This is a genomic window from Acidicapsa acidisoli, from assembly GCF_025685625.1.
GTDB classification, from domain to species: domain Bacteria; phylum Acidobacteriota; class Terriglobia; order Terriglobales; family Acidobacteriaceae; genus Acidicapsa; species Acidicapsa acidisoli.
The window spans coordinates 70,101-92,489 of sequence record NZ_JAGSYI010000005.1; the positions used below are offsets into that span (position 1 = coordinate 70,101).

At 59.2% G+C, this 22,389-nt stretch carries 19 protein-coding genes and 1 tRNA gene; 10 read left to right on the forward strand and 10 right to left on the reverse strand.

Annotated features, from left to right (window positions below; all coding sequences use genetic code 11):
* Positions 1-285: 285 nt before the first annotated feature.
* On the forward strand, positions 286-2,904 hold the full coding sequence (locus OHL23_RS25440) for a tetratricopeptide repeat protein (RefSeq protein ID WP_263354862.1): 2,619 nt from the start codon (positions 286-288) through the stop codon (positions 2,902-2,904).
* Here OHL23_RS25440 and OHL23_RS25445 read toward each other — a convergent pair.
* A complete protein-coding gene (locus OHL23_RS25445; RefSeq protein ID WP_263354863.1) occupies positions 2,898-3,755 on the reverse strand; it encodes an IclR family transcriptional regulator in 858 nt (285 codons plus the stop codon). The two genes, OHL23_RS25440 and OHL23_RS25445, sit on opposite strands and share 7 nt — an antisense overlap.
* Positions 3,756-3,945: 190 nt before the next feature.
* Here OHL23_RS25445 and OHL23_RS25450 point away from each other — a divergent pair, with 190 nt between their 5' ends.
* A complete protein-coding gene (locus OHL23_RS25450) occupies positions 3,946-5,391 on the forward strand; it encodes an alpha-L-fucosidase (protein WP_263354864.1) in 1,446 nt (481 codons plus the stop codon).
* A 196-nt stretch (positions 5,392-5,587) separates the two neighbouring features.
* Here OHL23_RS25450 and OHL23_RS25455 read toward each other — a convergent pair.
* The 3 genes from OHL23_RS25455 to OHL23_RS25465 all read right to left on the reverse strand — a co-directional run bounded on the left by OHL23_RS25455 (position 5,588) and on the right by OHL23_RS25465 (position 9,516).
* Positions 5,588-5,663 (reverse strand) — tRNA-Lys (locus OHL23_RS25455).
* 122 nt (positions 5,664-5,785) lie between these two features.
* Positions 5,786-7,510, reverse strand: a complete 1,725-nt coding sequence (locus tag OHL23_RS25460) for a carboxypeptidase-like regulatory domain-containing protein (RefSeq protein ID WP_263354865.1) — start codon at positions 7,508-7,510, stop codon at positions 5,786-5,788.
* Positions 7,511-7,677: 167 nt separating this feature from the next.
* Positions 7,678-9,516, reverse strand: a complete 1,839-nt coding sequence (locus tag OHL23_RS25465; protein WP_263354866.1) for a GWxTD domain-containing protein — start codon at positions 9,514-9,516, stop codon at positions 7,678-7,680.
* 266 nt (positions 9,517-9,782) lie between these two features.
* Here OHL23_RS25465 and OHL23_RS25470 point away from each other — a divergent pair, with 266 nt between their 5' ends.
* The 5 genes from OHL23_RS25470 (at position 9,783) to OHL23_RS25490 (ending at position 15,031) form a co-directional block, all read left to right on the forward strand.
* Entirely contained in the window at positions 9,783-11,159 is a 1,377-nt protein-coding gene (locus tag OHL23_RS25470) for an efflux RND transporter periplasmic adaptor subunit (RefSeq protein WP_263354867.1), read from the forward strand.
* A 94-nt stretch (positions 11,160-11,253) separates the two neighbouring features.
* The gene (locus tag OHL23_RS25475; RefSeq protein WP_396127425.1) at positions 11,254-11,988 is read left to right on the forward strand and encodes an ABC transporter ATP-binding protein; all 735 of its coding nucleotides are present in this window, start codon (positions 11,254-11,256) and stop codon (positions 11,986-11,988) included.
* A gap of 195 nt (positions 11,989-12,183) precedes the next feature.
* Positions 12,184-13,167 (forward strand): helix-turn-helix domain-containing protein, encoded by a 984-nt coding sequence (locus tag OHL23_RS25480; protein WP_263354868.1) that lies wholly within the window; start codon positions 12,184-12,186, stop codon positions 13,165-13,167.
* Between the two features lie 143 nt (positions 13,168-13,310).
* Positions 13,311-14,297 (forward strand): protein-methionine-sulfoxide reductase catalytic subunit MsrP, encoded by a 987-nt coding sequence (msrP, locus tag OHL23_RS25485; protein WP_263354869.1) that lies wholly within the window; start codon positions 13,311-13,313, stop codon positions 14,295-14,297.
* A 113-nt stretch (positions 14,298-14,410) separates the two neighbouring features.
* The gene (locus tag OHL23_RS25490; protein WP_263354870.1) at positions 14,411-15,031 is read left to right on the forward strand and encodes a protein-methionine-sulfoxide reductase heme-binding subunit MsrQ; all 621 of its coding nucleotides are present in this window, start codon (positions 14,411-14,413) and stop codon (positions 15,029-15,031) included.
* 103 nt (positions 15,032-15,134) lie between these two features.
* On the opposite strand, the gene OHL23_RS25495 is transcribed toward OHL23_RS25490, so the two are convergent.
* From OHL23_RS25495 to OHL23_RS25510, 4 genes are all read right to left on the reverse strand, one after another.
* Complete coding sequence (locus OHL23_RS25495) at positions 15,135-15,479, reverse strand: hypothetical protein (protein WP_263354871.1); 345 nt, start codon at positions 15,477-15,479, stop codon at positions 15,135-15,137.
* A 3-nt stretch (positions 15,480-15,482) separates the two neighbouring features.
* Positions 15,483-16,166 carry a ribonuclease HII gene (locus tag OHL23_RS25500; protein WP_263354872.1) on the reverse strand — a complete coding sequence of 228 codons (684 nt, stop codon included), beginning with the start codon at positions 16,164-16,166 and terminating at the stop codon, positions 15,483-15,485.
* A gap of 231 nt (positions 16,167-16,397) precedes the next feature.
* Complete coding sequence (gene rplS / locus OHL23_RS25505; protein WP_396127422.1) at positions 16,398-16,757, reverse strand: 50S ribosomal protein L19; 360 nt, start codon at positions 16,755-16,757, stop codon at positions 16,398-16,400.
* Between the two features lie 95 nt (positions 16,758-16,852).
* Positions 16,853-17,167, reverse strand: a complete 315-nt coding sequence (locus OHL23_RS25510) for an NIPSNAP family protein (protein ID WP_263354873.1) — start codon at positions 17,165-17,167, stop codon at positions 16,853-16,855.
* A gap of 116 nt (positions 17,168-17,283) precedes the next feature.
* Between OHL23_RS25510 and OHL23_RS25515 the strand changes: the two genes are divergently transcribed.
* A complete protein-coding gene (locus tag OHL23_RS25515) occupies positions 17,284-18,906 on the forward strand; it encodes an L-lactate permease (protein WP_263354874.1) in 1,623 nt (540 codons plus the stop codon).
* A 94-nt stretch (positions 18,907-19,000) separates the two neighbouring features.
* Here the strand turns inward: OHL23_RS25515 and trmD are convergent, their stop codons facing one another.
* Positions 19,001-19,837: a tRNA (guanosine(37)-N1)-methyltransferase TrmD gene (gene trmD / locus OHL23_RS25520; RefSeq protein ID WP_263354875.1), complete on the reverse strand. Its 837-nt coding sequence runs from the start codon at positions 19,835-19,837 to the stop codon at positions 19,001-19,003.
* Positions 19,838-19,936: 99 nt separating this feature from the next.
* Between trmD and OHL23_RS25525 the strand changes: the two genes are divergently transcribed.
* Both OHL23_RS25525 and OHL23_RS25530 read left to right on the forward strand, forming a co-directional pair.
* Complete coding sequence (locus OHL23_RS25525; protein ID WP_263354876.1) at positions 19,937-21,118, forward strand: DUF2157 domain-containing protein; 1,182 nt, start codon at positions 19,937-19,939, stop codon at positions 21,116-21,118.
* Positions 21,115-21,693, forward strand: a complete 579-nt coding sequence (locus OHL23_RS25530; protein WP_263354877.1) for a hypothetical protein — start codon at positions 21,115-21,117, stop codon at positions 21,691-21,693. The genes OHL23_RS25525 and OHL23_RS25530 overlap by 4 nt, the downstream gene beginning before the upstream one ends.
* Here OHL23_RS25530 and rimM read toward each other — a convergent pair.
* Positions 21,680-22,279: a ribosome maturation factor RimM gene (rimM, locus tag OHL23_RS25535; RefSeq protein WP_263354878.1), complete on the reverse strand. Its 600-nt coding sequence runs from the start codon at positions 22,277-22,279 to the stop codon at positions 21,680-21,682. The two genes, OHL23_RS25530 and rimM, sit on opposite strands and share 14 nt — an antisense overlap.
* Between the last annotated feature and the right edge of the window lie 110 nt (positions 22,280-22,389).

Genomic DNA, 22,389 nt, shown 5'->3' on the forward strand with positions numbered 1-22,389 from the left:
AATACTCACTAGATCCCGGGCGTTGTCGATTGTGCGTTGATCGAATGGAGCTTGAGTTAGCACAAATGCGAGTTGGGCCTCTACGACTTCCCAACTTAGAGGAGACAAGCGTTCCATGCTAGGAGATTACAATCTTCGGCCTACTGAGCCAATGCACGTCTACCCTCCGCGCTCCCTGAACCGGCGATGGAGAATATCGGCTCCTCGCCCGCGCGGGATTCCTGGTCTATCCTGTTCATGCGAATTGCACGGCTCGGGAGGGCAAGCGAAATCCTAGGCGCTAGAGTGAATACCATCGAAAAATTGCGTTACGGAGCCAGCATGGTTTTGCGTCAGGGTATGACCGAGCTTCTCGACAAGCGAATCTTGAAGCCGGTGCTCACCCTGCTCTGCGCAGCGCCGCTCTCCGCGGCCGCACAGCAAGCGTCCATCTGCAAAGGCCCCGCGCCCATGGAGCAGACGCTCGCCGCAAGCCCTTCACCCGGAGCCTACGAAGCGCTGGGGTCTTGGTTCGCGGCTCGGCGTCAGTTCTCATGCGCCTTTTCCGATTTCGAAGCCGCGATTCACCTTGATCCAAAGTCGTGGCAGAGCCACTACGATCTCGGCATCGCTCTGTTCAGCAGCGGCAATCCCCAGCGCGCCGCCCATGAACTCGAGACCGCATCCAGCCTCAAACCTGCCTCGCCCCAAATTCTTCTGCCTCTGGGGGCTTCGCTCAGTGAATTGAATCGGCAGGACGAGGCAATCGATGCCTTCCGGGCTGTTCTGAAAGTCGACCCCAAGTCAATCAAGGCGTTGGATGGATTGACCAAGGCGCTGATCGCCCAGAAGCGATATAAAGCCGCGATTGAGGAGTTGAAGAGCGCACCTCCGGATGAAGTCCTGCAACTGAACCTGGCCGTCGCGTATTCGAAGAACGGTGATCTTGACGACGCACTCAAAGCTCTATCAGCCATCGTCAAAGAACATCCGACATATGCCGAGGCGCATTTAAACCTGGGCATCGTCTACACCCAGCAAGACCGGTACGGCGAGGCAGCAGAGGAGTTCCATGAGGCCATGCGGCTCGATCCCTCCGACGACGTGGCGCGCCTGTCATACGTCAAGGCGCTGGTGGTCCTTGCGCAGTTCGATGCGGCCGCACCAGTGATTCGCGATTATCTGTCGCGCAAGCCGCACGATTTCGACGCGCTGTACTTCAGCGGCGTGGTGGCAAAGGGGCTGGGCAACAACACGGAAGCTGAGAAATTCCTGCGCAAGGCCGTCGCCATCGACCCAAATCACTTCGACGCCCGCTACAACCTCGGCTTCGTTCTGGCCCACCTCGACCGGCCAGCCGAGGCGAGGCCCGAGTTAGAAGCAGCGTTGAAGCTCAATCCGGATTCAAGCAAGGCGCTTTATCAGCTTGCATCGGTGCTTCGCGCGCTCGGACTGAAGGACGAAGCCGACAAGGAACTGAGCCGCTTCCAGCAGCAAAAGCAGGAAGGTGTAGAGCAGGTCGCTGCCACTGTAAAGGCCAACCAGGCCAATCAGGATTTGCAGTCTGGAGAGCCGCAAAAGGCTGCCGAGCTATATCGCGAAGCGATTGCCAAAGACCCCAGCAACGCACGCACCTACTACAACCTGGCCCTCGCTCTGGATCGCGTGCCGGACTACAACGGCGAGCGAGATGCGCTCCAAAAAGCGGTGGAACTGGATGCACAGCTTGCTCCACCCCACAATCAACTCGGGGTGCTCGATCTCGCGTCAAATCAGGCCACAGACGCCGAAAAGCAGTTCAAGAAAGCAATCGAGCTGGACCCGCAATATGCTGAAGCGCAAAACAACCTGGGCGTTCTCTACGGGCAGCTAGGCAAGAGCACCGAGGCGGAGCAGTTGTTTCGTCAGGCCACAGAGAACAATCCTCAGTACGGTCAGGCCTTCGCCAATCTGGGCCTGATTCTGGCCAGCGAATCGAGGTTTCCCGAGGCTGGCCAGACGCTCGCAAACGCAGTACAGCTTGATCCCCGCAACACCGGCGCGCTCAGCGCCTACGGCATGGTCCTGGTGCGCCTGAACAGGGCCAGCGAGGCGCTGACTTACTTTCGTAAAGTGACGGAGCTGGATCCAAAATCGCCCGGTTCCCATCTGAACCTGGGCATCGCCGAGGCAGATCAGTTCGATCTGAAAGACGCACTCGCGGAGTTCTCCGAGGCCGTTCAACTGGACACCAGCAACGCCGTGGCGCACTACAACAAGGGCCGTGTGCTTCTCGATCTGCAACGAAACAGCGAGGCAAAACCGGAGCTGGAAGAGGCCACGCGGCTTGATCCCAGCTCGGCCGATGCATGGTATCTGCTGGGCTTGATCTCCAGGCAGGCAGGGGGCACAGACGAATCGATCCGCCAGTTTGAGAAGTCGCTCGCCGCAAACCCGGACAACGCCGAGGCCGACTTCATGCTGGGGCAGGAACTGCAGCGCAAGGGCGACACTGCCGGAGCCATCGAGCGCTGGCGCAAAGCCATCGAGATCCGTCCGCAATACAACGAAGCCTACTACAGCCTTTCCCGGCTGCTGATGAAATCAGACCCGGAGGAGGCCAAGCGGCTTCAGGAGCGATTTCAGGAGTTGCAAACGCAGCAGCACATCATGGATCGCGCTCAAACATTGGGCAACTTCGCGCTTGCATCCGCAGATGCACACGACTGGCCGCAGGCCGTGTCGCAACTCAAAGAGGCCATCGAGACCTGCGGCAAATGCAGCGTACTCCCCCAGCTCCACAAGGATCTGGGCCTGATCTATTGCCACTCAGGCGACTACAAGAATGGCCGCGTGGAACTGCTCGCAGCACAAAAACTGTCACCCGGCGACGAAGACGTTCAAAAGGCGCTCCGCCTTCTGGAGCCGTCAAACAAGCCTCAATAACTAACTTGTCTTGCGCTTGTTTTGCGCCTCGATATTGCTTGTTTCGAACCAGGCTTCGAATATTTACCGCCGATGGCGGCCGTAATATCCATCGCCGCCCGATGAAGCGCCTTGATCACATCAGCCTCACGGCAGGAACCCCTAAGATGTTCGATGTAAGGGACAGTAATCGCGCCAAGAGGCCTGCCTCGATCATCAAAAACCGGGAAGCTGATATTAATCACGCCTTTCACAAGATAGCTCGCACGGCGCTCGTATCCGACCTTGCGCAGACGATCAAGATGCAATGCCAGATTACGAGGAGACTTCTTCCCCGTCTCGCGTCTCCAATTGTCGATCGTGCGCAAACGCTCCGCAGCGTCCTGGTGAGCCATGATCACGTAGCCGCTGGATGAATCCATGATGTCAACCGTGGAGCCCAATTTCACATAGAACCCTTGATTGGACGGCGCATTCACTTGAGCCAGAATGACAACGTGATCGCTCTCGATGCTCCCCATGTGACAGGACTGAGCGGTATCGTGCGCGAGCCTTTGCATGATCGGCAACGCATCCGCGATCAGGCGCTCGGTCGGCGGATGCTCCTGCACAAGCTTGAATAACTTGAGCGTCAGAGAGTAACGATCCTGCGTTATCTGGGCGATGTATCCTCGGCGCTCAAGGCAAACGAGCATCCGAAATATCTCTGAGACAGTCCGGTTCAATTCGCGAGCCAGTTGACTCTTCGTCGCTCCCGCGGAATCGTGAGCCAGATACTCAATGATATCCAGCCCCTTGTCCAGCGCTGGAGTTGCATATTTCACTGCCTTCGCTGCACCCGTAGCGGACTTTGCCACTCGTTTGACCGTCATACTCATCCGTTGCCTCTGTGATATCCCAACATCCTAAACGGAGGAAGGACCGACCCGTCACCTGAATAGGACTTTCCTTCGATCTTCGCGCGCGCTTCTGCGGATTCTCTCGATAATTTGCCAGTTCCGCTGGTGAACAAACTATTTCATATATAATTCTCGCGCCATCGCCAGGCCACCGGGAGGAACCTTGAAGACATATCGCTGCACAGTCGCGGCCGTTGCTCTGCTGCTAGCCTCACACGCGCTCCACTCGCCCGCACAGACAGAGGGCCATCGCATCGCCACTAATCAGGATCATTCCGTAGCCGCGATTCAGGATACAGAAACCGCCGCGCAGCGCGACGCCCGCATGGCATGGTGGCGCGAGGCCCGCTTCGGCATGTTCATCCACTGGGGACTCTATTCCATTCCCGCCGGCACCTGGAACGGCAAACAAATCCCCGGCATCGGCGAGTGGATCATGAACTCAGCCTCCATTCCGGTCGCCGACTACAAGGCGCTCGCCTCCCAGTTCAATCCAACGGCATTCAGCGCACACGACATCGTTGCGCTGGCGAAGGCCGCCGGCATGAAGTACATCGTCATCACGGCAAAGCATCACGATGGCTTCGCGATGTTCGATTCAAAGGCAGATCCCTTCAACATCGTCGCGGCGACGCCCTTCCATCGCGATCCTCTTCGTGAACTGGCTGAGGAATGCCGAAAGCAAGGCGTCAAGCTCGGCTTTTATTACTCGCAGGACCAGGACTGGACAGCGCCCGGAGGCGCGGCCTACAAGAGGGGCAATCATGACCGGCCCAATCATCACTGGGACCCCTCACAGGACGGCGACTTCGCTTCCTATCTCCACACCAAGGCGATTCCGCAGATGAAGGAACTGCTCACCAACTATGGCGACTTTCCCGTGGTCATCTGGTTCGATACGCCCACGCCAGACATGACGCCTGCACTGGCGGGCGAGATCGTTGCTCTGCTTAATCAGCACCCCAACCTGATCTGGAACAACCGCCTCGGCGGCGGCTACAAGGGTGACACCGAAACACCGGAGCAATTCATTCCGGCCCAGGGCTATCCCGGACGCGATTGGGAAGCCTGCATGACCATGAACGACACCTGGGGATATAAGTCCTACGACACCAACTTCAAGTCCACGGAGACGCTTCTGCGGAACCTCATCGACATCGCCAGCAAGGGCGGCAATTATCTGCTGAATATCGGTCCTGACTCTAAGGGCAATGTTCCACCCGCCGAGATCGAACGGCTCCAGCAGGTTGGCAAATGGCTCGCCGTGAACGGCGAAGCGATCTACGGCACGCACGCGACGCTCTTCGGCAGCGAAGCTGGCAGCTTCAGCACAGCCGAAAAGGACAAGGAAGGCAAGCCGAAGTTCATCCCCACATGGAACTGGCGCTCTACGACCACGGACGACGCCATCTACATCGAACTCTTCAGTTGGCCCAAGGGCAGCTTCCACCTCGACAAGCTTCCGCGCACGGTCACCAGCGCGTATCTACTCGCCGATAAATCGAAGAAGCCTCTCAAGATCACAAACAGCGCAGGCGGAATCGACATCGCACTACCGGTGCAGGCGCTCGATCCAATCGCAACAGTGCTCGTGCTGAAGACAAAGTAGGTTTCAGAGAATCCAGAGCAAAGCCAACCTTCAGTCAATGAAACCCATACCAGCACACCCGCCTCGACTCCGGGGGCGGGATGCAATCAATCCCCGCAGTCAGGAAATCGACACACGTCATGTTTTACGTTCCATTGCTGAAAGCGCAAGAACGCCACCGGGAACGCAAGTAAAACCACTTATTTTGGGAATTAGATGGTGGACCCGGTGGGAATCGAACCCACAACCTGTCGATTAAGAGTCGAATGCTCTGCCAGTTGAGCTACAGGTCCATTTGGAAGGATGAAGCAGGCAGCCGGGAGGCCAGCCTCAGCGCGAACGGCCCGAATCCGCCGTCCACTTGAAGAGTTTACCACATTCTTTTTTCCTATCCAATCTGGGCCAGAAACGGCGCTCAGAACGTGAACGCCAAGCCGCCCCGAACGCACCGCTGGGCCTGCGCGAAGTAGAGGCGAGACCCATCGCTTGTCAGGAAGGGTTGATAGCCCTCGGCCAGCAGGTTGCGCAGATCCACCTGAGCCTCAACGCCTCCCGGCCCCTGCCGGTTCACCCAGATCGGTTGGCGAATATAAACATTCAGATAAGGCTCACTGGCGTCCACCGCGAACGGGGCCACCTGTGTAACCGTCGATTCCGGTTGCCACCGGTAGCTCGCCCGCCAGCGGGTGCCAGTCCCCTCCGCCGTTCCCGAAAGGGCGATCGAATACATCTGTGCGCGGCGCGAGTGCGCCCCCTGAACAATAGTCGCCACATCCTCGGGCTTGGTCGTCGCCTGCATCACCAGCGCGTCGCCACTGGCATAGCTCAGCTTGACCCGATTGTGTCCCGGCAGCCGGCTTTCCACCGAAGCCAGCATTCCAGTCGTCGAATAGTTCGGTCCCGCCGTCCGCAGAAGCCCGCTCGCGCCATCGACCAGCATCCACTGACCGGCATCCGCACTCGCGTTCAAGTGGCCGAATCCCTCGATCATCGGATTCTCCAGCGTGTCCCCATAGAACACCAACTGCACCTCAGCAGGCCCCGCACTGGTCGACCAACCCAGTTCCTGGTGAAGCCCATGCTCTAGCACCAGTGCGCCATTGCGCTCACTCAGCACCGGCAGCCATTGCCCCGGAAGCGACTCCCCACCCTCGGGATCGGCCGTCCGCGCCGTGGCAACCCTATATTCCAGCGCGCCCTGTCCATGGTGCAGCGTCACGCTGGCAAACGGCAGAGCGGCAAACACCGCCGATCCGCTCTGAAACCCATCGCCGACTCGCGCCATAACCTGGTCAGATCCCGCCTCGGCCTCTAGGCTGTCCAGCAGTTGCAGTGATTCCCACGAACGCAGCGCCACCGCCTCAAGCCCTTGCTGACTGCCCGACCCCGCCTCCGGATCCACCATCACAGCCGCCAGTGTCTGCACCGAACTGGATCCCATCCCGGAGTTCGCCATCTCCTGTCGGAAACCAAGCATCGCATCCATCAGCCCTGCAGCGTCCGGAGCAGCCTCCGCGCTCAAAGCAATCCGGCGCCGTGCGGAAGTGTCCTCCTGCATCGCCATCGAAATTTGTTGCGAACCAGACCCAAACCGCTTGTCACCTGCCGTGGTAATTACGCGCACACGCCGCTTGCTCGCTGCGCCGCGCCTCGTCTCAGCCGAGCCGTCCCACACCAGAATCGGCGAACCATCTTCCTGCCAGCGCAGCAACGGACGGCTCTCCGCCGTTCGCAGCGTCCACGCCCAATCCTCGTCGCCCCGAGGCCGCGCCCTGCGCATCTGCGGAGCAAACTGCATCAGGTCGTAGAGGCTTTCCATGGTCAAATTGACAATGGTATTGGCGCGAATACGCAGATTCTGCTTCAGGGTCGGAATGAACGAGCCGCCCATCGCCTTCAGAGCATATTGGCCTGGCAGTATCGAAGCTATGCTGTAGTTGCCTTTGCCGTCAGTGAATACACGGGCTGCAAGGCTCGAGTCGCCGCGCAACAGCTCGACCGCAATCCCCACCTGCGGCGTCCCCGCAGTGTCACAAACCACTCCCGCCACAGTTCCACTTGTGACGGTGCTCGCCCCGAACGCGGCTTCGGAATAGCTTAGACACCCCAGGATGGCCAGCGTAGAAAACGCTACTAGCATTTGCGTCGCTACGTATCGCGCTGTTACGAGTTGTTGGAAAGTACTCTTCACGGTTTTGGGTTAACAGTTTGCGACCCGGCATTTTCCGATAAAAGACTTCTCCTCAAGTGGCGCATCAATTCGGTCGACCTGATCCATTGCCCGGTCATACCGTTCGGGGGTGTCATCTATTCCACGACAAAAGGGGCTGACTGCGCAATCTCCTGTTTCGAGATTTCGTCGTTCACCCGGATCGTCACCTTGTACTTGCCCGGCTGCAATCCTGCCAAAGCCACGCTTCGCTCCATCGTCAACTGGTCGCTGTGCGCGCTCAGATCCTTCGATTCCTCGTGCGTTTCGAGAAGCAGCTTGTCCGACGCCGAATCGCGAATCTCATAAGTCACGGTCGCCGCGTTGCTCTTGGTCTTGTCATCGATGCCCAGGTTATAAACCTGCATCCAGAAATTCAGCTTCTGGCTGCGGGTAAACTTCACCGGCGTCGCCGGATTCGGGCTCACGCGCGGACGAACATACATGTTGCCGATGATAAAGCTGCCCGTTCCAATCGTCTGGCTCGGAACCGCATACATGCTGTCGGCCAGAATCAGCGAAGAGGTCGCCAACTTTTCGTCGTCATACTTGGGCACGTTGATGCTCTGCGCGTAAATTCCCACGTGATCCGGATTATTCACGTCCTTGATGCCGATATCGACGCGGTACGCTCCCGGACGCAGCGGCAGAGCCTTCCAGTAAACCGACTGCTTCTCCAGCGTCTGCGAAAGCAGCTCCGAAGGTTCGGTAATCTCCACCGTGTCCTCGAATGTCTGCACCGGCTTGTGCGTGATCGTCGAGACTTTGCCCAGGATGTTCACGACGCCCTTGGAAACCCCGTCCTTCGTGCTGAAGGTCACGTCTTTGTTCTTGATCTGCAAGGTGATCGGGACCAGCACCGTATCCTCGGTCACGCGAACAAAGTCTGTGCGGACATCAAACGGGAAGATCGGCCCGGTGAGCAGCTTGTGATCCGAGATGAAGCTCTCCAGATCCTTGAATTTGACCGGAGGAGGAGCAAAGATCTTGGCCGCCAGCTCAATGCGGTCGAACTCCTTGCCTTCCTGGCCAGCCGACAGCGGCCCGTTGCCCAGGTTCTCGATCCCGCCCTTGAAGCGATCGGCCTTCTTGGCCATGCCCATCTGCTCGTAGAGCGTTTCGCCGCCGCCTGGCACGCGCAGCAGAGCATCCTTTTCCGATCGATCGATCGTAAAGTGGTAATCACCGCACTGGCAGGTATCGACGAATTCCAGGTCGATGTTGTCGCCGATGCCCTCAAGATAGCGGTAATGCCAGACCTCAAACGGGAACGTCGAAGTCTCGCCGCCGCCTTCTTCCATCGGCCGCTCGTAGCTGCCGCCCGAGGGGTGCGAATCGATCGAGTCCGGCTTCCCGAACGAGATATAGATGTGGCCCCGGTCGGTCTTCCAACCCGGCTTGCCCGCCGCAAAGTGCTCATTCGCATAAGCAATGCGCCGGTAGTGCTCCTCACGGAACTCGTTATCCTGCGAATCCGGATCGGGGTTGCGGCGCAGCCAGAACTGTTCGATGAAAGCATCCCGCTCCTCATCGTTGCTCAGGTTCTTGAACGCCTTCTTCTCCTCATCCGAGATGATCCAGACCACATCCTCGTTCAGCCATGTCTTGTAGGTAGTGGAAAGCTCCTGTTTCAACTGCTTCTGGCGACTAAACCGCTGCTTATCCGAGAGCGGCCGTTTCAGCGGATCGGCGTCGTCCGGCTTGTCCAGTTTCTTCCGCGAAGCATCCTGTGCGCTGTCCGAACCCGCATCCGCGGCTGCCCCGGCCGGCGCGCTTGCTCCCACCGCAGGCGTAGCCGGCTCCTGCCACCCCGCTCCGCCGGGCATGCCAGATCCCAGGAGCCAGGCCGGCGCAAAGCCAAGCAAACCAACTCCAACTGCAAATACCGACGCCTTGCTTGCCGCCCCGCGAAAAGTCCTTCGAACAGTCTGCTTCATACGGTTGTCCTACTCCTGCAATCCCCTTATTCTACGGTCGCGCGCGGGGTCGGGCAAGGATTGGAGTACCTGTTTGACACTTATGTGGGAGAAACGTCACCCCCTCGACGACCGGAAAGCCCAAATTCCGCGAATCCCGCTCACCGAGAGGCCGCTCCGGCGCACTTAACCCTTGGCTGTCCCCCATTTCCCTGTCTTTTTCCGGGAACCCTCAGTCTATTCATTGCGTACACTGTGAGCGGAGACTTCCTTACCACAATCGAGATATGAAAAAAGTCATTGGCATCATTCTTGCGGTCCTGGTGATAGCGGGCCTTGTGTCCTTCATGGTCTGGAAGGCCCAGTCCGGCTACACCAGCGTCCTCACAGGCAAAGTGGTCCGGCAGGACCTCGCGACCGTGGTCAGCGGCACCGGTCAGATCAAGCCCAAAACCTACGTCAACGTCGGCGCAACCTCCTTCGGGCGAATCACCCACCTCGAAGTGAAGGAAGGCGACCACGTCACCAAGGGTCAGGTCCTCGCCCGCGTCGAGAACGTGCAGCCTGAGGCGAACGTAGACGCCCAGCAGGCCATGATCGCCTCATCCAAGACCGACGTCGCCTCCTATATCGCCGCCGAAGCAACCGCCAAGGCCAACGTGGAACACGCCCAGGCCGATCTCGAGCAAAAACGGCTGGATTGGGAGCGCGCCCAGGCCCTGTACAAGGGCGGCATTATGGCCAAGCAGGATTTTGACGCTAAGAAAGCCGCCTACGATCTCGCCGTCGCCACCCTGTCGCAGTGCAACGCAGCCGTGGTCCAGGCAAAGGCCCAGACGGAGTCCGCCAAAGCCAAGGTCACCAACAACCAGGCCACCCTCCGCTCCAACATGGATGCTCTGGACAAGACTGTCTCCGTCGCACCCTTCGACGGCATCGTGACCAATCTTCCCGTGCGCGAGGGTGAAACCGTCGTCGTTGGCATCCAGAACGCCGAAGGCTCCACGCTGATGACGCTCGCCGACATGAGCGTCATCACCGCAGAGGTCAAAGTCGACGAAACCGACATCGTCAACATCCAGCTTGGCCAGCCCGCCGACGTCACCGTGGACGCCCTGCCCGGCCGCGTCTTCAAAGGCCACGTGACCCTCGTCGGCGATCAGGCCATCCTGCGCTCCACCGGCGTGGCCACATCGCAAAGCACCACAGGCACCGAAGAGGCCAAAGACTTTAAGGTCGTTATCACCCTCGACGCGCCTGACAAGGATCTGCGTCCGGGCCTCTCGACCACCGCCAAGATCACCACCGCACGCAAGTCCAGCATTCTCACCCTGCCCATTCAGGCCCTCACAAACTCCGTGCCCGAGCAATTGGATACCAACGGCAAGGTCGTACTAGCCGCATCGACTACCTCTTCTAACAACAAACCGGCCGCTCCCGTACAAGGCGTCTACGTCCTCAAGACCATCAACGGCAAACTGCGTTCCGTCTTCGTTCCTGTCAAGACCGGAATCACCGGCGCAACCGACATCGAGGTCCTCTCCGGCATCCAGGAGGGCCAGGAGATCGTAATCGGCCCGTTCAAGACCCTCCGCGCACTCAAGAGCGGCGCGCTGCTCAAACGCGACGTCGCCAAACCCACGGCAGTAACTCCGGCAAGCTGAACGGGGAGAATCCGTTACTGGCGAGGGAACGTCAAAGCTTCAACCGAACCGGGCATTACACTGAGAAGGAATCGACAGGATGGCAACAAAAACAATGACCACCATCGAGCCGGCCGCCGACACTTCAACCCAGCGCGACATGATAGTCGTCGAAGACCTGTGGAAGACCTACGACATGGGCTCCGAGCAGCAGGTCAGCGCCCTTCGCGGCATCTCGCTCAGGATCAAGGCCAATGAGTACGTCGCCATCATGGGCCCCTCCGGCTCCGGCAAGTCAACCTTCATGAACCTGATCGGCTGCCTCGATTCGCCCTCCAAAGGCAACTACTGGCTCAACAACCAGCTCGTAAGCGCCCTGGACGACGACGAACTGGCCCGCATCCGTAACAAGGAAATCGGCTTCGTCTTTCAAACTTTCAACCTGCTTGCCCGCGCCACAGCCCTGCACAACGTCGAACTGCCGCTCATCTATAACGGCACACCCGCCGCCGAACGCATCGAGCGCGCTAAAGACGCTTTGCGCAACGTCAACCTCGAAGCGCGCATGAACCACAAGCCAAACGAGCTCTCCGGCGGTCAGCGCCAGCGCGTCGCCATCGCCCGCGCCCTGGTGAACAGCCCCTCCATCATCCTCGCCGACGAGCCCACCGGCAATCTCGATTCCAAGACCGGCGTAGAGATCATGGCCCTTTTCGACGACCTTCAGGCCAAGGGAAACACCATCGTTCTCGTAACCCACGAGCCCGACATCGCCGAATACGCCCATCGCGTCGTCCACATTCGCGATGGCGAAATCGCCTCCGACGAACCCTCCAAGCGCTTCCGCTAACCCGATTCGACCGCAAATCACAGCTCAGGATTACCCAGGTCTCGACTCTGAGACCTGGGTAATCCCACTCCCGAAATAAGTCCGCACCTCTATTCCCTGATCCCTATTCCCTGTTCTCAAGTTCCCGCCAGCCTCGCCGATACGTCCGCTAACGGCATTCAATTTCGCCTGAAATCGGCGGCAAGTGCGGCTCTCATGGACAACGGCTCACAATTTCTCTCGACAAACCACCTGCCGAATCCACACCGCCCCGGCATCCCAGGTTCTGGGCAATTCGCGCCCCTTGCGTCCGCCCAGTTCATCGGCGTCAGCACCCCCTTGCGTCGCCTCCTGCTCCAGGCCGAAATCACCGCTCCCCGGCTCCAGCTCGCTGCCCTGGAAGGCGAAGCCGGAACTGGAAAATACCTCCTCGCTCAGACCATCCATCGCCTCTCGCAGTGCGCCGACCTTCCCTTTCGCCGTCACGATGCACGCGAATGGCTGGCCAACGACACCGATCCAACCGAAATGTCCGGCATTCTTTATCTTGATCGCGTCGACCTGCTCGCTCCCATCGGTCAGGGCCTGCTCCTCAACTTCGTCAAAACCCTGCAAGCTGACGCCCTGCCGAACTTCCTGCTCCTCGCCTCATCGCACTGCCCATTGCGCCTTTTGGCCGGGCAACGCCTGTTCCTGCCTGACCTCGCCTTCCGCCTCTCCGCCGTCCGCTTCTCGATCCCGCCACTGCGCGACCACCGCGAAGACATTGCTCCCATCTCACAAGTGCTCATCGACCGAGTCTGTCGCCGCTATCAGCAACCAGCCGCCATACTGGCCCCTGGAACTCTGCCCCGCCTTCTCCAGCACACCTGGCCGGGCAATATCCGCGAACTCGCCTCCGTAATCGAATCCGCTGTTCTCGACTCAACCTCCGGCATCATCCGGCCCACGGACCTCGCGCGCCTGATCCCCGGAGAAGCTGCTCCATCCGCATCTTCCGCCCCGATTTTGTCGCCGCAAACAGAACCGCCCGGCAACCTGTCACTCGACGCAGCGATTCAGTCCCATCTCAAACTCGTACTCGATCTCAATCGCGGCAATAAGCTCCGCGCCGCGCGCCAGTTAGGCATCAGCCGGTCTACTCTGTACCGCCTTCTCGCCGGCGAAAAGACATCCTCGATTCCCCCTTTACCTGCCTGAGCCTTTCCTGCAATCTTTCCGCTCCTGCTCGACGTTCCTGTAACGCGATCACAATCCGCGTAGTCTAATGAACGTGTTCCGAGCCTTGGAAAAAGGGGGCTTTCCTGTTCCCTATTCCCTGGCCCCTGTTCCCTGAGGTCCCCATGCTGATCCGCAAACCCAATTCGCTCTCTGGCTCCGATATTCCGTCTTCCGAGATCACTCCAAAAGAAAAATGGCTCAATCGGCGCAGCTTCCTCACGGCCGCTGCCGCCGCTGGCGCAGTCGCTCTCGCAAGCGACCGCCTGGGCGAGATCCTCGCACCCTCCGGCTCCGTCCACGCCGCAGGAAAGCTCCAGACAGTGAAAAGCCCGCTGTCGACCACCGGCGAAGAGCTCACCAGCCTCCAGGACATCACGCACTACAACAATTTCTACGAATTCGGCGTCGAAAAGAACCAGCCCGCCCAAAACGCACAGGTGTTGCCCACACGCCCCTGGTCCATCAAGGTCACCGGCCTCGTCAAAAGCCCCAAAACCTTCGACATCGACTCTCTGCTCAAACTCCGCCCGCTCGAAGACCGCACCTACCGCTTCCGCTGCGTCGAGGGCTGGAGCATGGTCATTCCCTGGGTCGGCTACTCCCTGTCCGAACTCATCAAAGAGTGCGAGCCTCTCTCCAACGCCAAATACGTCCAGTTCCTCAGCTACTTCGACAAGAAAGTCGAGAAGTGGCAGAGCGAAAGCCAGATCTTCTGGCCTTATTCCGAGGGTTTGCGCATGGACGAAGCGATGAACCCCCTGACACTCTTGACGATGGGCCTTTACGACGACGAACTCCCCAAACAGGACGGCGCCCCGGTCCGCATCATCGTCCCCTGGAAATACGGCTTCAAGTCCGCCAAATCCATCGTCCAGATCAAGTTCGTGGAAAAACAACCCCCCACGACCTGGAATGACCTAGCCGCCAATGAATACGGCTTCTACTCCAACGTCAACCCCAACGTCGACCACCCTCGCTGGAGCCAGAAGACCGAACGCCGCATAGGCCAGCCCTTCTACGCCCAACGCCACCCGACGCTGATGTTCAACGGCTACGGCGACCAGGTAGCCTCTCTCTACAACGGCATGGACCTCCGCAAGTACTACTAAGTTCTCCAGGAAGCGGACCATTCCACAACTCTGGGTGCCCCATCCTTGGCGCGTTTTCTGCGCCTAGGGTGGGATACCACAAAACTCGAAGCGCTCACATTTCGCCAAGGGCCATGAACAAACCCATCCTGATCACTCTGAAAGTCCTGACCTGGATCGCCTGCCTCTACCCGCTTGCGATCCTCGCCTACGGAGCCGTCACCAACAACCTCGGCCCCGACCCCACCGGCAGAATTGAGTTCTCCACCGGCAATACGGCGCTGAATCTGCTCGTCATCTCACTCGCCATTACACCCTTGCGAAAGCTCTTCGCCCGGCTCAGCTGGCTCATCAAATTCCGCCGCCTCCTCGGCCTCTTCGCCTTTTTCTACGCCTCAATCCATCTGGTAGCCTACATCGGCCTCTACGCCTATTTCGACCCGAACACGATCATTCAGGACGTCGCCAAACGGCGCTTCATCACCGCCGGCGTCACTGCATGGCTGCTGCTCGTTCCGCTGGCGCTCACTTCCACCACCGGCTCAATACGCCGCCTGGGCGGCAAACGCTGGAACCAGCTCCACAAACTCGTCTATATCGCTGTCTGCCTGGGAATTCTGCACTACTGGTGGCAAGTCAAGACCGGCGTCCTCGCCCCGCTCTGGATCACCATCATCATGGCCATCCTCTTCCTAGCCCGTCCGGCCATCGACTGGTGGAAATCCCGAAGAAACCCAGTCATTCGCCCCGCCTGACCCTTTCCATCCACGACAAACGCCAGTGCCCCATCCCTAACGCGCATTGCGTCAAGGATGAGGCACTTTGTATCCATTCAATCCGGGTTACATCAGGCAATTCCTAAGCCGCAGCCACGTACCGTCCTAATCCCCTCCGGCTCCGCCCTTCAAAGAACCACAAGCCCCAGAGAACAGCCAGCAAAAGCGTCTCTTCGATGAAAAACCGGCCCCAATGAAAGTAACTGAATACCCGCCCTGAAAGAGAACTCGCCGCCTGCAAATGCCACCACCAGCCCACCATCTTCTCGAAGCCGCCCGAAAGCAGGTCAAAAAGGGAACGAAAAACAAACAGCAGCTCGAACCCCAGCAGCAGACAGAGAAACAGACGCCTCAGTCCCTGCAGCATAAATATCGATAACGTCAGGGCCATTCTGCCGGCCGTCGTGGCCATTGCCAATCCGTCCATAGCTCAATCTCCCATCAGAGTGAATTCGAAGCCAGCCTGACCGCAAATCTGTGCAACCGGTTCAAAACTTCTCCGGTGCAGCTCCGTAACTCCTAGACGTTTGAGAGCCGCCCGATGCTCAACCGAACCATACCCCTTGTTTCGCGCCAAGCCATACCCCGGAAACCGCCCGTCCAGCTCACACATCATCCGATCCCGATACACCTTCGCAATCACGCTCGCCGCGGCAATCGAAAGACTCCGCTCATCTCCTTGGACGACGGTCCGCTGAAAACAGTCCCACTCGATCCGCTGATTTCCATCAATCAGCAAACAATCCGGCTCCCGTTCGAGCCGCGAAACCGCCAGCCTCATCGCCAACCGCGAAGCCTGCAGAATATTGATCCGGTCGATCGTCGCCACATCCACCTCGGCAATCGCCCATGCCACTGCCTTGGCCCGAATGCGCTCGTCAAATCGCTCCCGTTCCCGCTCGTTGAGCTTCTTCGAGTCGGTCAGTCCTCGTAGCCTGCAGCCTTCAGGCAGAATTACCGCCGCAGCCACCACCGGCCCAAAGAGCGGTCCGCGCCCAACCTCATCCACCCCCGCGATCCACTGAGCGCCATCCGCCCGAGCCGCCCGCTCAAACTCCCACCCGCAGACCCACTCCGGCGCTGCAGCCTTCTTCGAGACACTCAGCCTTCCCATGCATCCAGTATAAGAACACCCCAAGAGGAAAACTCTGTGTGGTGAGTCAGTCTGAAGGGTACGGGCTTTAGCCCGTACATTAAGCCCAGCAATATAAAAGGGCTTTAGCCCCTGAGGGTCGGTCTATTTTCAAACTGCCCCGCTACCGAACTCAGACTCGGGCAAACGCGAAAAAGCCCCGGCAAACGCCGAGGCCTTCCGAAAATCTGAAATCTAAAGGAGCGAGGAGACCTAAGCCCGGTCTCGCGCCACTTCCTTCATGCGGGCAGCCTTACCACGCAATCCGCGAATGTAGAACAGCTTGGCGCGACGAACCCGGTAGCTGCGAATCTTCTCCACCTTGTCCACAACCTTGGAGTTGAAGGGGAAAATGCGCTCGACACCCTGGCCAAAGCTCATCTTGCGTACCGTGAAGCTGCCCTCGGGACCATTCTTGATGGCGATCACGAGTCCTTCGAAGGCCTGAAGACGCTCTTTGTCGCCTTCCTTGATCTTCACCTGCACGCGAATCTGGTCACCGGCCTTGAATTCCGGCAAATCGGTACGCTTCAGCTTCTCCGCCAAGCGCTGCATTACGGGATGAATAGACATGCTCTGCTACTTTCCTGCTCGCCTACGCATCTCGCAGGCTGAGTGTTGAATTCAGAACTCTCAGTTTACCAGAGAATTCACTTCCACGCCCATACTTACCACTGAATCCGCCCATCCGAATCGTCCACCAGGACCACGTCATACTTCTCCAGCATCGGCATCAACACATTCTCCAACTCACTTTTCCAGAGCTCGCCCTCATAAAACTTCGCCTTCATCGGCTCCCGCGACGCCAGATCGGGAAATCCCCGCATGAAAAAGAACACATCCGGGTCTTCTACCGAAAGAAATGGCCCCAGAATCTTCATCCCGAACTCCTCATGCGCCGGCACTGACTTTGCCCGAAACACTTCCAGAAACTCAGAGCGTTTCCCCGGCTTCGTCTTGTAGGTGCGCATTTCGATAATCATTTACACCGCCGATCCCGCTCCATTTTCCATTCTGTCGCGATCCCGGAGAGAACTTTCCTCTCAACCCGCGGCATACGTTAGCATGGGTTGCCCGTCGCATTCCAGCTCAAAGCACAATGAACTCGCCCTGGCCCCAGCCTCTGGACCCGCTCCACTCTGTTGCGCTCTCCGCGCTCGCAGCCTCCCTGCCGCTCGTGGTCGTCCTCATCCTGATGGGCGCGCTCCGCAAGAGCGGCCTCTTCGCCTCCCTCTGCGGATTCCTATCCGCTATCCTTCTTGCGCTATTCCTCTGGCGCATGCCCGCGTCCCTCGTTCTGTGGAGCGCCATCTACGGCGTCGTCTACGCTCTCTGGCCCATCCTCTGGATCGTCTTCACCGCCCTCTGGCTCTACAACCTCACCCAGGACACAGGAAAATTCGAGCTCCTCCGCCGCTGGATGGAGCAGCACGCCACCCGCGACAGCAGCATTCAGGCCGTCCTCGTAGCCTTCTGCTTCGGCGCGCTGCTCGAAGGCACCGCCGGCTTCGGAGCACCAGTCGCCGTCACCGCCTGTCTGCTCGTTGGCCTCGGCCATCCCGCGCGCAGAGCCGTCCTCGTCGCACTTATCGCCAACACCGCCCCAGTCGCCTTCGGAGCACTCGGCATCCCCACCATCGCTCTCGCCGGAGTCACCGGACTCGACCTCGCGAAGCTCTCCGCCATGACCGGCAGGCAGGTCCCATTCCTGTCGCTGCTGCTCCCCGCCTACCTGATCTGCGTTGTCTCAGGCATCCAGGGACTCCGCAAAAACTGGCCAGTTGCGCTCATCTCCGGCCTCAGCTTTGCCCTGACCCAGTTCCTCGTCTCCAACTTCTGGGGTCCATACATCACCGATGTGCTGGCAGCTTCCATCTCCATTTTGGTGACCGTTACATTCCTCAAAATCCGGCCTCCAATAGAGCTTGGGCCAAATTCACCTGCCCGCGTATTGGAGCCAGTACCTTCCGAAACTCCATTCCCGCCATTGACACAAGGGGAATCCATCGCCGCATGGCTTCCCTGGGTCATGCTCTCCGTTGTCGTGATCCTATGGTCCTGGTTCAAGCTCCTGCCTTTGGCCCAGTCCATCCTGCCAGTCCCCAGCCTGCACAACGCGGTTCTGATCACCCTCTATCAAAAGCCCTACGCCGCGCTCTACACCTTCCAGCCGCTCGGCCCCGGCACGGCCGTGCTCGCAGCCACGATTCTCACCGCGCTCTGCCTTCGTGTACCCGGCAAAGTGTTCCTCATATCCGGCGCAAAAACCTTTCGCCAGTTGCGCATCCCCGCAATGACCGTCATGGCTATCGTGGGACTCGCCTATCTCTATAACTATTCCGGAATGGCCTACACCCTGGGCGCAACCTTCGCCCGCGTCGGTCCCGCATTCCCACTCCTCAGCGGATTCCTCGGCTGGATCGCCTGTTTCCTGACCGGCAGCGACACCGCCAGCAACCTTCTCTTCGGCAATCTCCAGGTCGCCGCCGCTCACCAGCTCCATCTAAACCCCATCCTGCTCGCCGTCACCAACTCCTCCGGAGCAGTCGCAGGCAAGATGGTCTCCCCGCAAAACATCGCCGTCGGGGTCATCACCGTCGGCCTCATCGGTCAGGAAGGCAAAATCCTCCGCTCGGCATTCTGGCACAGCATCCTGCTCGCCGCCGTCATCAGCCTCATCGCCTTCGCCCAGGCCTACTGGTTCCCCTGGATGATCCCTTGAATTGGCAAAACATCCTGAATTTGAAGGGTACGGACTTTAGTCCGCACATAGACCAGCAGAAATCAGCGCGGCTTTAGCCGCTGAGGGATACACTCTAAATCTCGTCCACGAGTTCAACCCGCAGCCGTTCAAGAACCTTCCGGTCCTCTGCACTCAATTGAGCCTGTGCCAGCAAATCCGGCCGGTTCCTGAGCGTCTTCCGCAACTGCTGCTCCCGCCGCCATTTCCGCACCGCCGCGTGATCCCCACCCATCAGCACCTCCGGCACAGCAACCCCGCGAAACTCGGCCGGCCGCGTGTAATGCGGATAATCCAGCAACCCACCCGCCCCATGCTGCGACCGCGGAACCCCCTCCACATCTACTGAAGAAGTAATCGCCGCATCTCCGGCCCCAAAGCTCTCAAACTCGCTCGAAGCCTCATTCCCCAACACCCCCGGCACAAGCCGCATTACTGCGTCCAATACCACCGCAGCCGCCAGCTCCCCGCCGCTCAACACATAATCCCCAATCGAGAGCTCGCGGTCGCAGTACATCTCATTCACACGCTCGTCTACACCTTCATACCGCCCACAGATGAGCACGACGCGATCCAGCCCGGCCAACTCCCGCGCCACCGTCTGCGTAAACGGCCGTCCCTGCGCCGAAAGCAGGACCACGGTCTCACGCAATCGCGTCGCATCGTCCCGATCCGCCACCGGAACCACTCCCAGCGCGGCCAACCCTTCGGCCAGCGGCTCCGCCTTCAGCACCATCCCTTCGCCGCCGCCAAAAGGCCGATCGTCCACCGTCCGATGCCGATCATGGGTAAATTCCCGAAGATCCCGGACCCCAATCCCAACCAGTCCGTTCTTCTGCGCACGGCTTACCACTCCATGCTCAAAGAACCCGCGAAACATCTCCGGAAAAATCGTAAGAATCTCAAATCGCATTCGCTGTCAATACCACCAATACCCTAGTTACTCCTTTGAATATACGCATTTTGGGCTCCAAGATTTATCTCATCCATGCTCTACTTAGGACCAATCATTATGCCCGATCTGGAAACCTATTTAGCACGCTGGCAGTCAGCCGGGATTCTCGACCGCGAGAGTGACGCCGGCCTCATCGCCCGCATGCGCACCCTCGAAGCAGCGGAAAAGAAGCCTACTGGCCTCCGCTGGCAGGGCCTCATCGCACTCATCCTGGGAGCCATCCTGCTCGCCTGCGGCGTCGTACTCTTCGTCTCCGCTCACTGGGACCAGATCAGCCCATTGGCCCGCTTCGCGCTCGTCCTCGCGATGGTATCCGTCTTCCACTTATGCGGCGCAATCAGCCGCAGCGATTTCCACAGCCTCTCCACCACACTCCACGCCGTGGGAACCATCTCCACGGGCGCAGCCATCGCCCTCGTCGGTCAGATCTTCAACATGCAGGAGCATTGGCCAGCCGCCATCCTGCTCTGGGCCATCGCCGCCTTCGCCGGCTGGGCACTCCTCCACGACCAGGCCCAGCAAACCCTGACCCTGCTCCTGTTCCCCGCCTGGCTCATCTCCGAACTAGCCTACGCCGCCGAAGGCTACGTCGGGGCTGAAGTCTACCTCGGCCGAATCCTCATCGTCTGGGCCACCCTGTATCTGACAATCTTCCTTAGTTCCCGCCGCAAAGCCGTCCGCGGAATCCTCTTCACCGCTGCAGCCATCGCCGCATTCGTCGGCACAGATTTGATGTTTTGGAGCTGGCGCTCCTGGACGGGTCACACAACCTTCCTGCCTCTCAGCGCCCGCATCTGGGACTGGGGCGTCATCGCTGCCGTCCCGATCTTCTTCACCTTGTTCCGTCGTCGCGAAAGCCTGGTTCCTGTACTCGCCGCGATCTTGTTCGCGATAATCTTGCCCTGGTGCAACCGGCTTCTTTGGACGCCGTTCGACCGTCGCTTCTATAGCGATTCACCGAACCTCGCCGGCTTTGCGCTAACAGCAGCCTTCGCAATCTTCATGAGCTGGTGGGGCGTACGCAACACCTCCCGCGCACTCGTAAATCTCAGTATGACCGGGTTTGCCGTCGTAGTTATGTTCTTCTACTTCAGCGACATCTTCGACAAAGTTGGCCGCTCCATCGGCCTCATCGGCCTCGGAATCCTCTTCCTCGCCGGCGGCTGGCTCCTCGAAAAAACCCGCCGCCGCCTGATCGACCGCTTTGCGGAATCCACCGGTCTGCCGGAGACCGCATGAGCCTCGCCCGCACCTCGCTCGCGCTCCTCGTGATTCAACTGGGCCTGGTCTCGTCTATCGCGGCCAAGTACCTGCTCGACCGCTCCGTCAGCCCCCGCGTCTGGACCAGCGCCGTCGCCTACGACCCGTCAATGATAATGCGCGGACGCTACCTCAGCACCCAACTCAAAATCGACGCCTGCGGCATCAATCTCCCAATCGCGAAGACAAATACGAATGTCCCACCGGGCGACCAGACCTATTTTGATCCGGAAAACACGGGAACCATCACCGGCCAGCTCCCTGTCATGGTGGGAGTTAAAAACGGCCAGCTGGCCGTGCTGCGCATCGCAAAATCGCACGAAGAAGCGCATAGCCAGTCGATTACCCTGCGTAAAAGCGCGCTGTGCAATGACGCCGTTCTCTGGACGCCAGTCGATTTCTACCTCTCAGAAACCGCCAAATCGCCCTTCCCGCTCCAGAAGGGCCAGGAACTCTGGGTCGAAGTCACAGTACCATCCAGCGGTCCACCACGACCCATCAGCCTCGCCATCAAATCAGCCGACGGTCAATGGCAACCGCTTAACTACCGGTAGAAACCTGCACCTCAACCAATCCCTCAGGCAGCGCCATCTCCACACGCTTCCCATCTGGATCAATCCGACGCAGATAAGCCTTAGCAAACGGCACCAGAATCTCCGCACCTCCTGCGCTTTTCACCACCAGCAGCGCCACCGGCCCAGCATCCCGATCCACATCCTCGATCACGCCGATACATCGCGCCGAATCCGCCGCAACATCGAAAAGCGAGCATCCAATGAGATCGCCAACATAGACCTCATCCTCACCCAACGGCATCCGCTCCGCACGCGGAATCGCCACTACCATGCCGCGCAGCATCTCCGCCTCGGTAATCGAGTCCACCCCGGTAAAATGGAGCACAATCCCACCCGCCTGCCCCTTGTTCATCCAGTAAGAATCGAGCACCATTTCGCGCGCACTTTCGCCAGCCGATCCAGTTCCGGAAAGCCCCGTCCCGGAAAGCAACCAGACCCGCTTACGCTCCGCAAATTTTTCAGGAAAATCAGTAAGAATTTCGGCCAGAACCTCGCCTTTGCGACCCTGAGCCTTGCGAATCCGAGCCAGCCAGACCCAAGCCTGCCCACTCACCTGGTCAGCCATCAACGAACTCCCAGCAAAACCCAGCCGGAGCAATCCGCCCCGTCACAATGCCCCGAACCGTGGTCATCCCAGTGCCGCCCGAGCGGTCAGCACCCTGAGCAATCAGCTCC

Coding starts and splice junctions, on each gene's coding strand:
- OHL23_RS25445 (WP_263354863.1), bottom strand. CDS start 3,755: ATGACGGTCAAACGAGTGGCAAAGTCCGCTACGGGTGCAGCGAAGGCA.
- OHL23_RS25460 (WP_263354865.1), bottom strand. CDS start 7,510: ATGCTAGTAGCGTTTTCTACGCTGGCCATCCTGGGGTGTCTAAGCTAT.
- OHL23_RS25465 (WP_263354866.1), bottom strand. CDS start 9,516: ATGAAGCAGACTGTTCGAAGGACTTTTCGCGGGGCGGCAAGCAAGGCG.
- OHL23_RS25470 (WP_263354867.1), top strand. CDS start 9,783: ATGAAAAAAGTCATTGGCATCATTCTTGCGGTCCTGGTGATAGCGGGC.
- OHL23_RS25475 (WP_396127425.1), top strand. CDS start 11,254: ATGACCACCATCGAGCCGGCCGCCGACACTTCAACCCAGCGCGACATG.
- OHL23_RS25480 (WP_263354868.1), top strand. CDS start 12,184: ATGGACAACGGCTCACAATTTCTCTCGACAAACCACCTGCCGAATCCA.
- msrP (WP_263354869.1), top strand. CDS start 13,311: ATGCTGATCCGCAAACCCAATTCGCTCTCTGGCTCCGATATTCCGTCT.
- OHL23_RS25490 (WP_263354870.1), top strand. CDS start 14,411: ATGAACAAACCCATCCTGATCACTCTGAAAGTCCTGACCTGGATCGCC.
- OHL23_RS25495 (WP_263354871.1), bottom strand. CDS start 15,479: ATGGACGGATTGGCAATGGCCACGACGGCCGGCAGAATGGCCCTGACG.
- OHL23_RS25500 (WP_263354872.1), bottom strand. CDS start 16,166: ATGGGAAGGCTGAGTGTCTCGAAGAAGGCTGCAGCGCCGGAGTGGGTC.
- rplS (WP_396127422.1), bottom strand. CDS start 16,757: ATGTCTATTCATCCCGTAATGCAGCGCTTGGCGGAGAAGCTGAAGCGT.
- OHL23_RS25510 (WP_263354873.1), bottom strand. CDS start 17,167: ATGATTATCGAAATGCGCACCTACAAGACGAAGCCGGGGAAACGCTCT.
- OHL23_RS25515 (WP_263354874.1), top strand. CDS start 17,284: ATGAACTCGCCCTGGCCCCAGCCTCTGGACCCGCTCCACTCTGTTGCG.
- trmD (WP_263354875.1), bottom strand. CDS start 19,837: ATGCGATTTGAGATTCTTACGATTTTTCCGGAGATGTTTCGCGGGTTC.
- OHL23_RS25525 (WP_263354876.1), top strand. CDS start 19,937: ATGCCCGATCTGGAAACCTATTTAGCACGCTGGCAGTCAGCCGGGATT.
- OHL23_RS25530 (WP_263354877.1), top strand. CDS start 21,115: ATGAGCCTCGCCCGCACCTCGCTCGCGCTCCTCGTGATTCAACTGGGC.
- rimM (WP_263354878.1), bottom strand. CDS start 22,279: ATGGCTGACCAGGTGAGTGGGCAGGCTTGGGTCTGGCTGGCTCGGATT.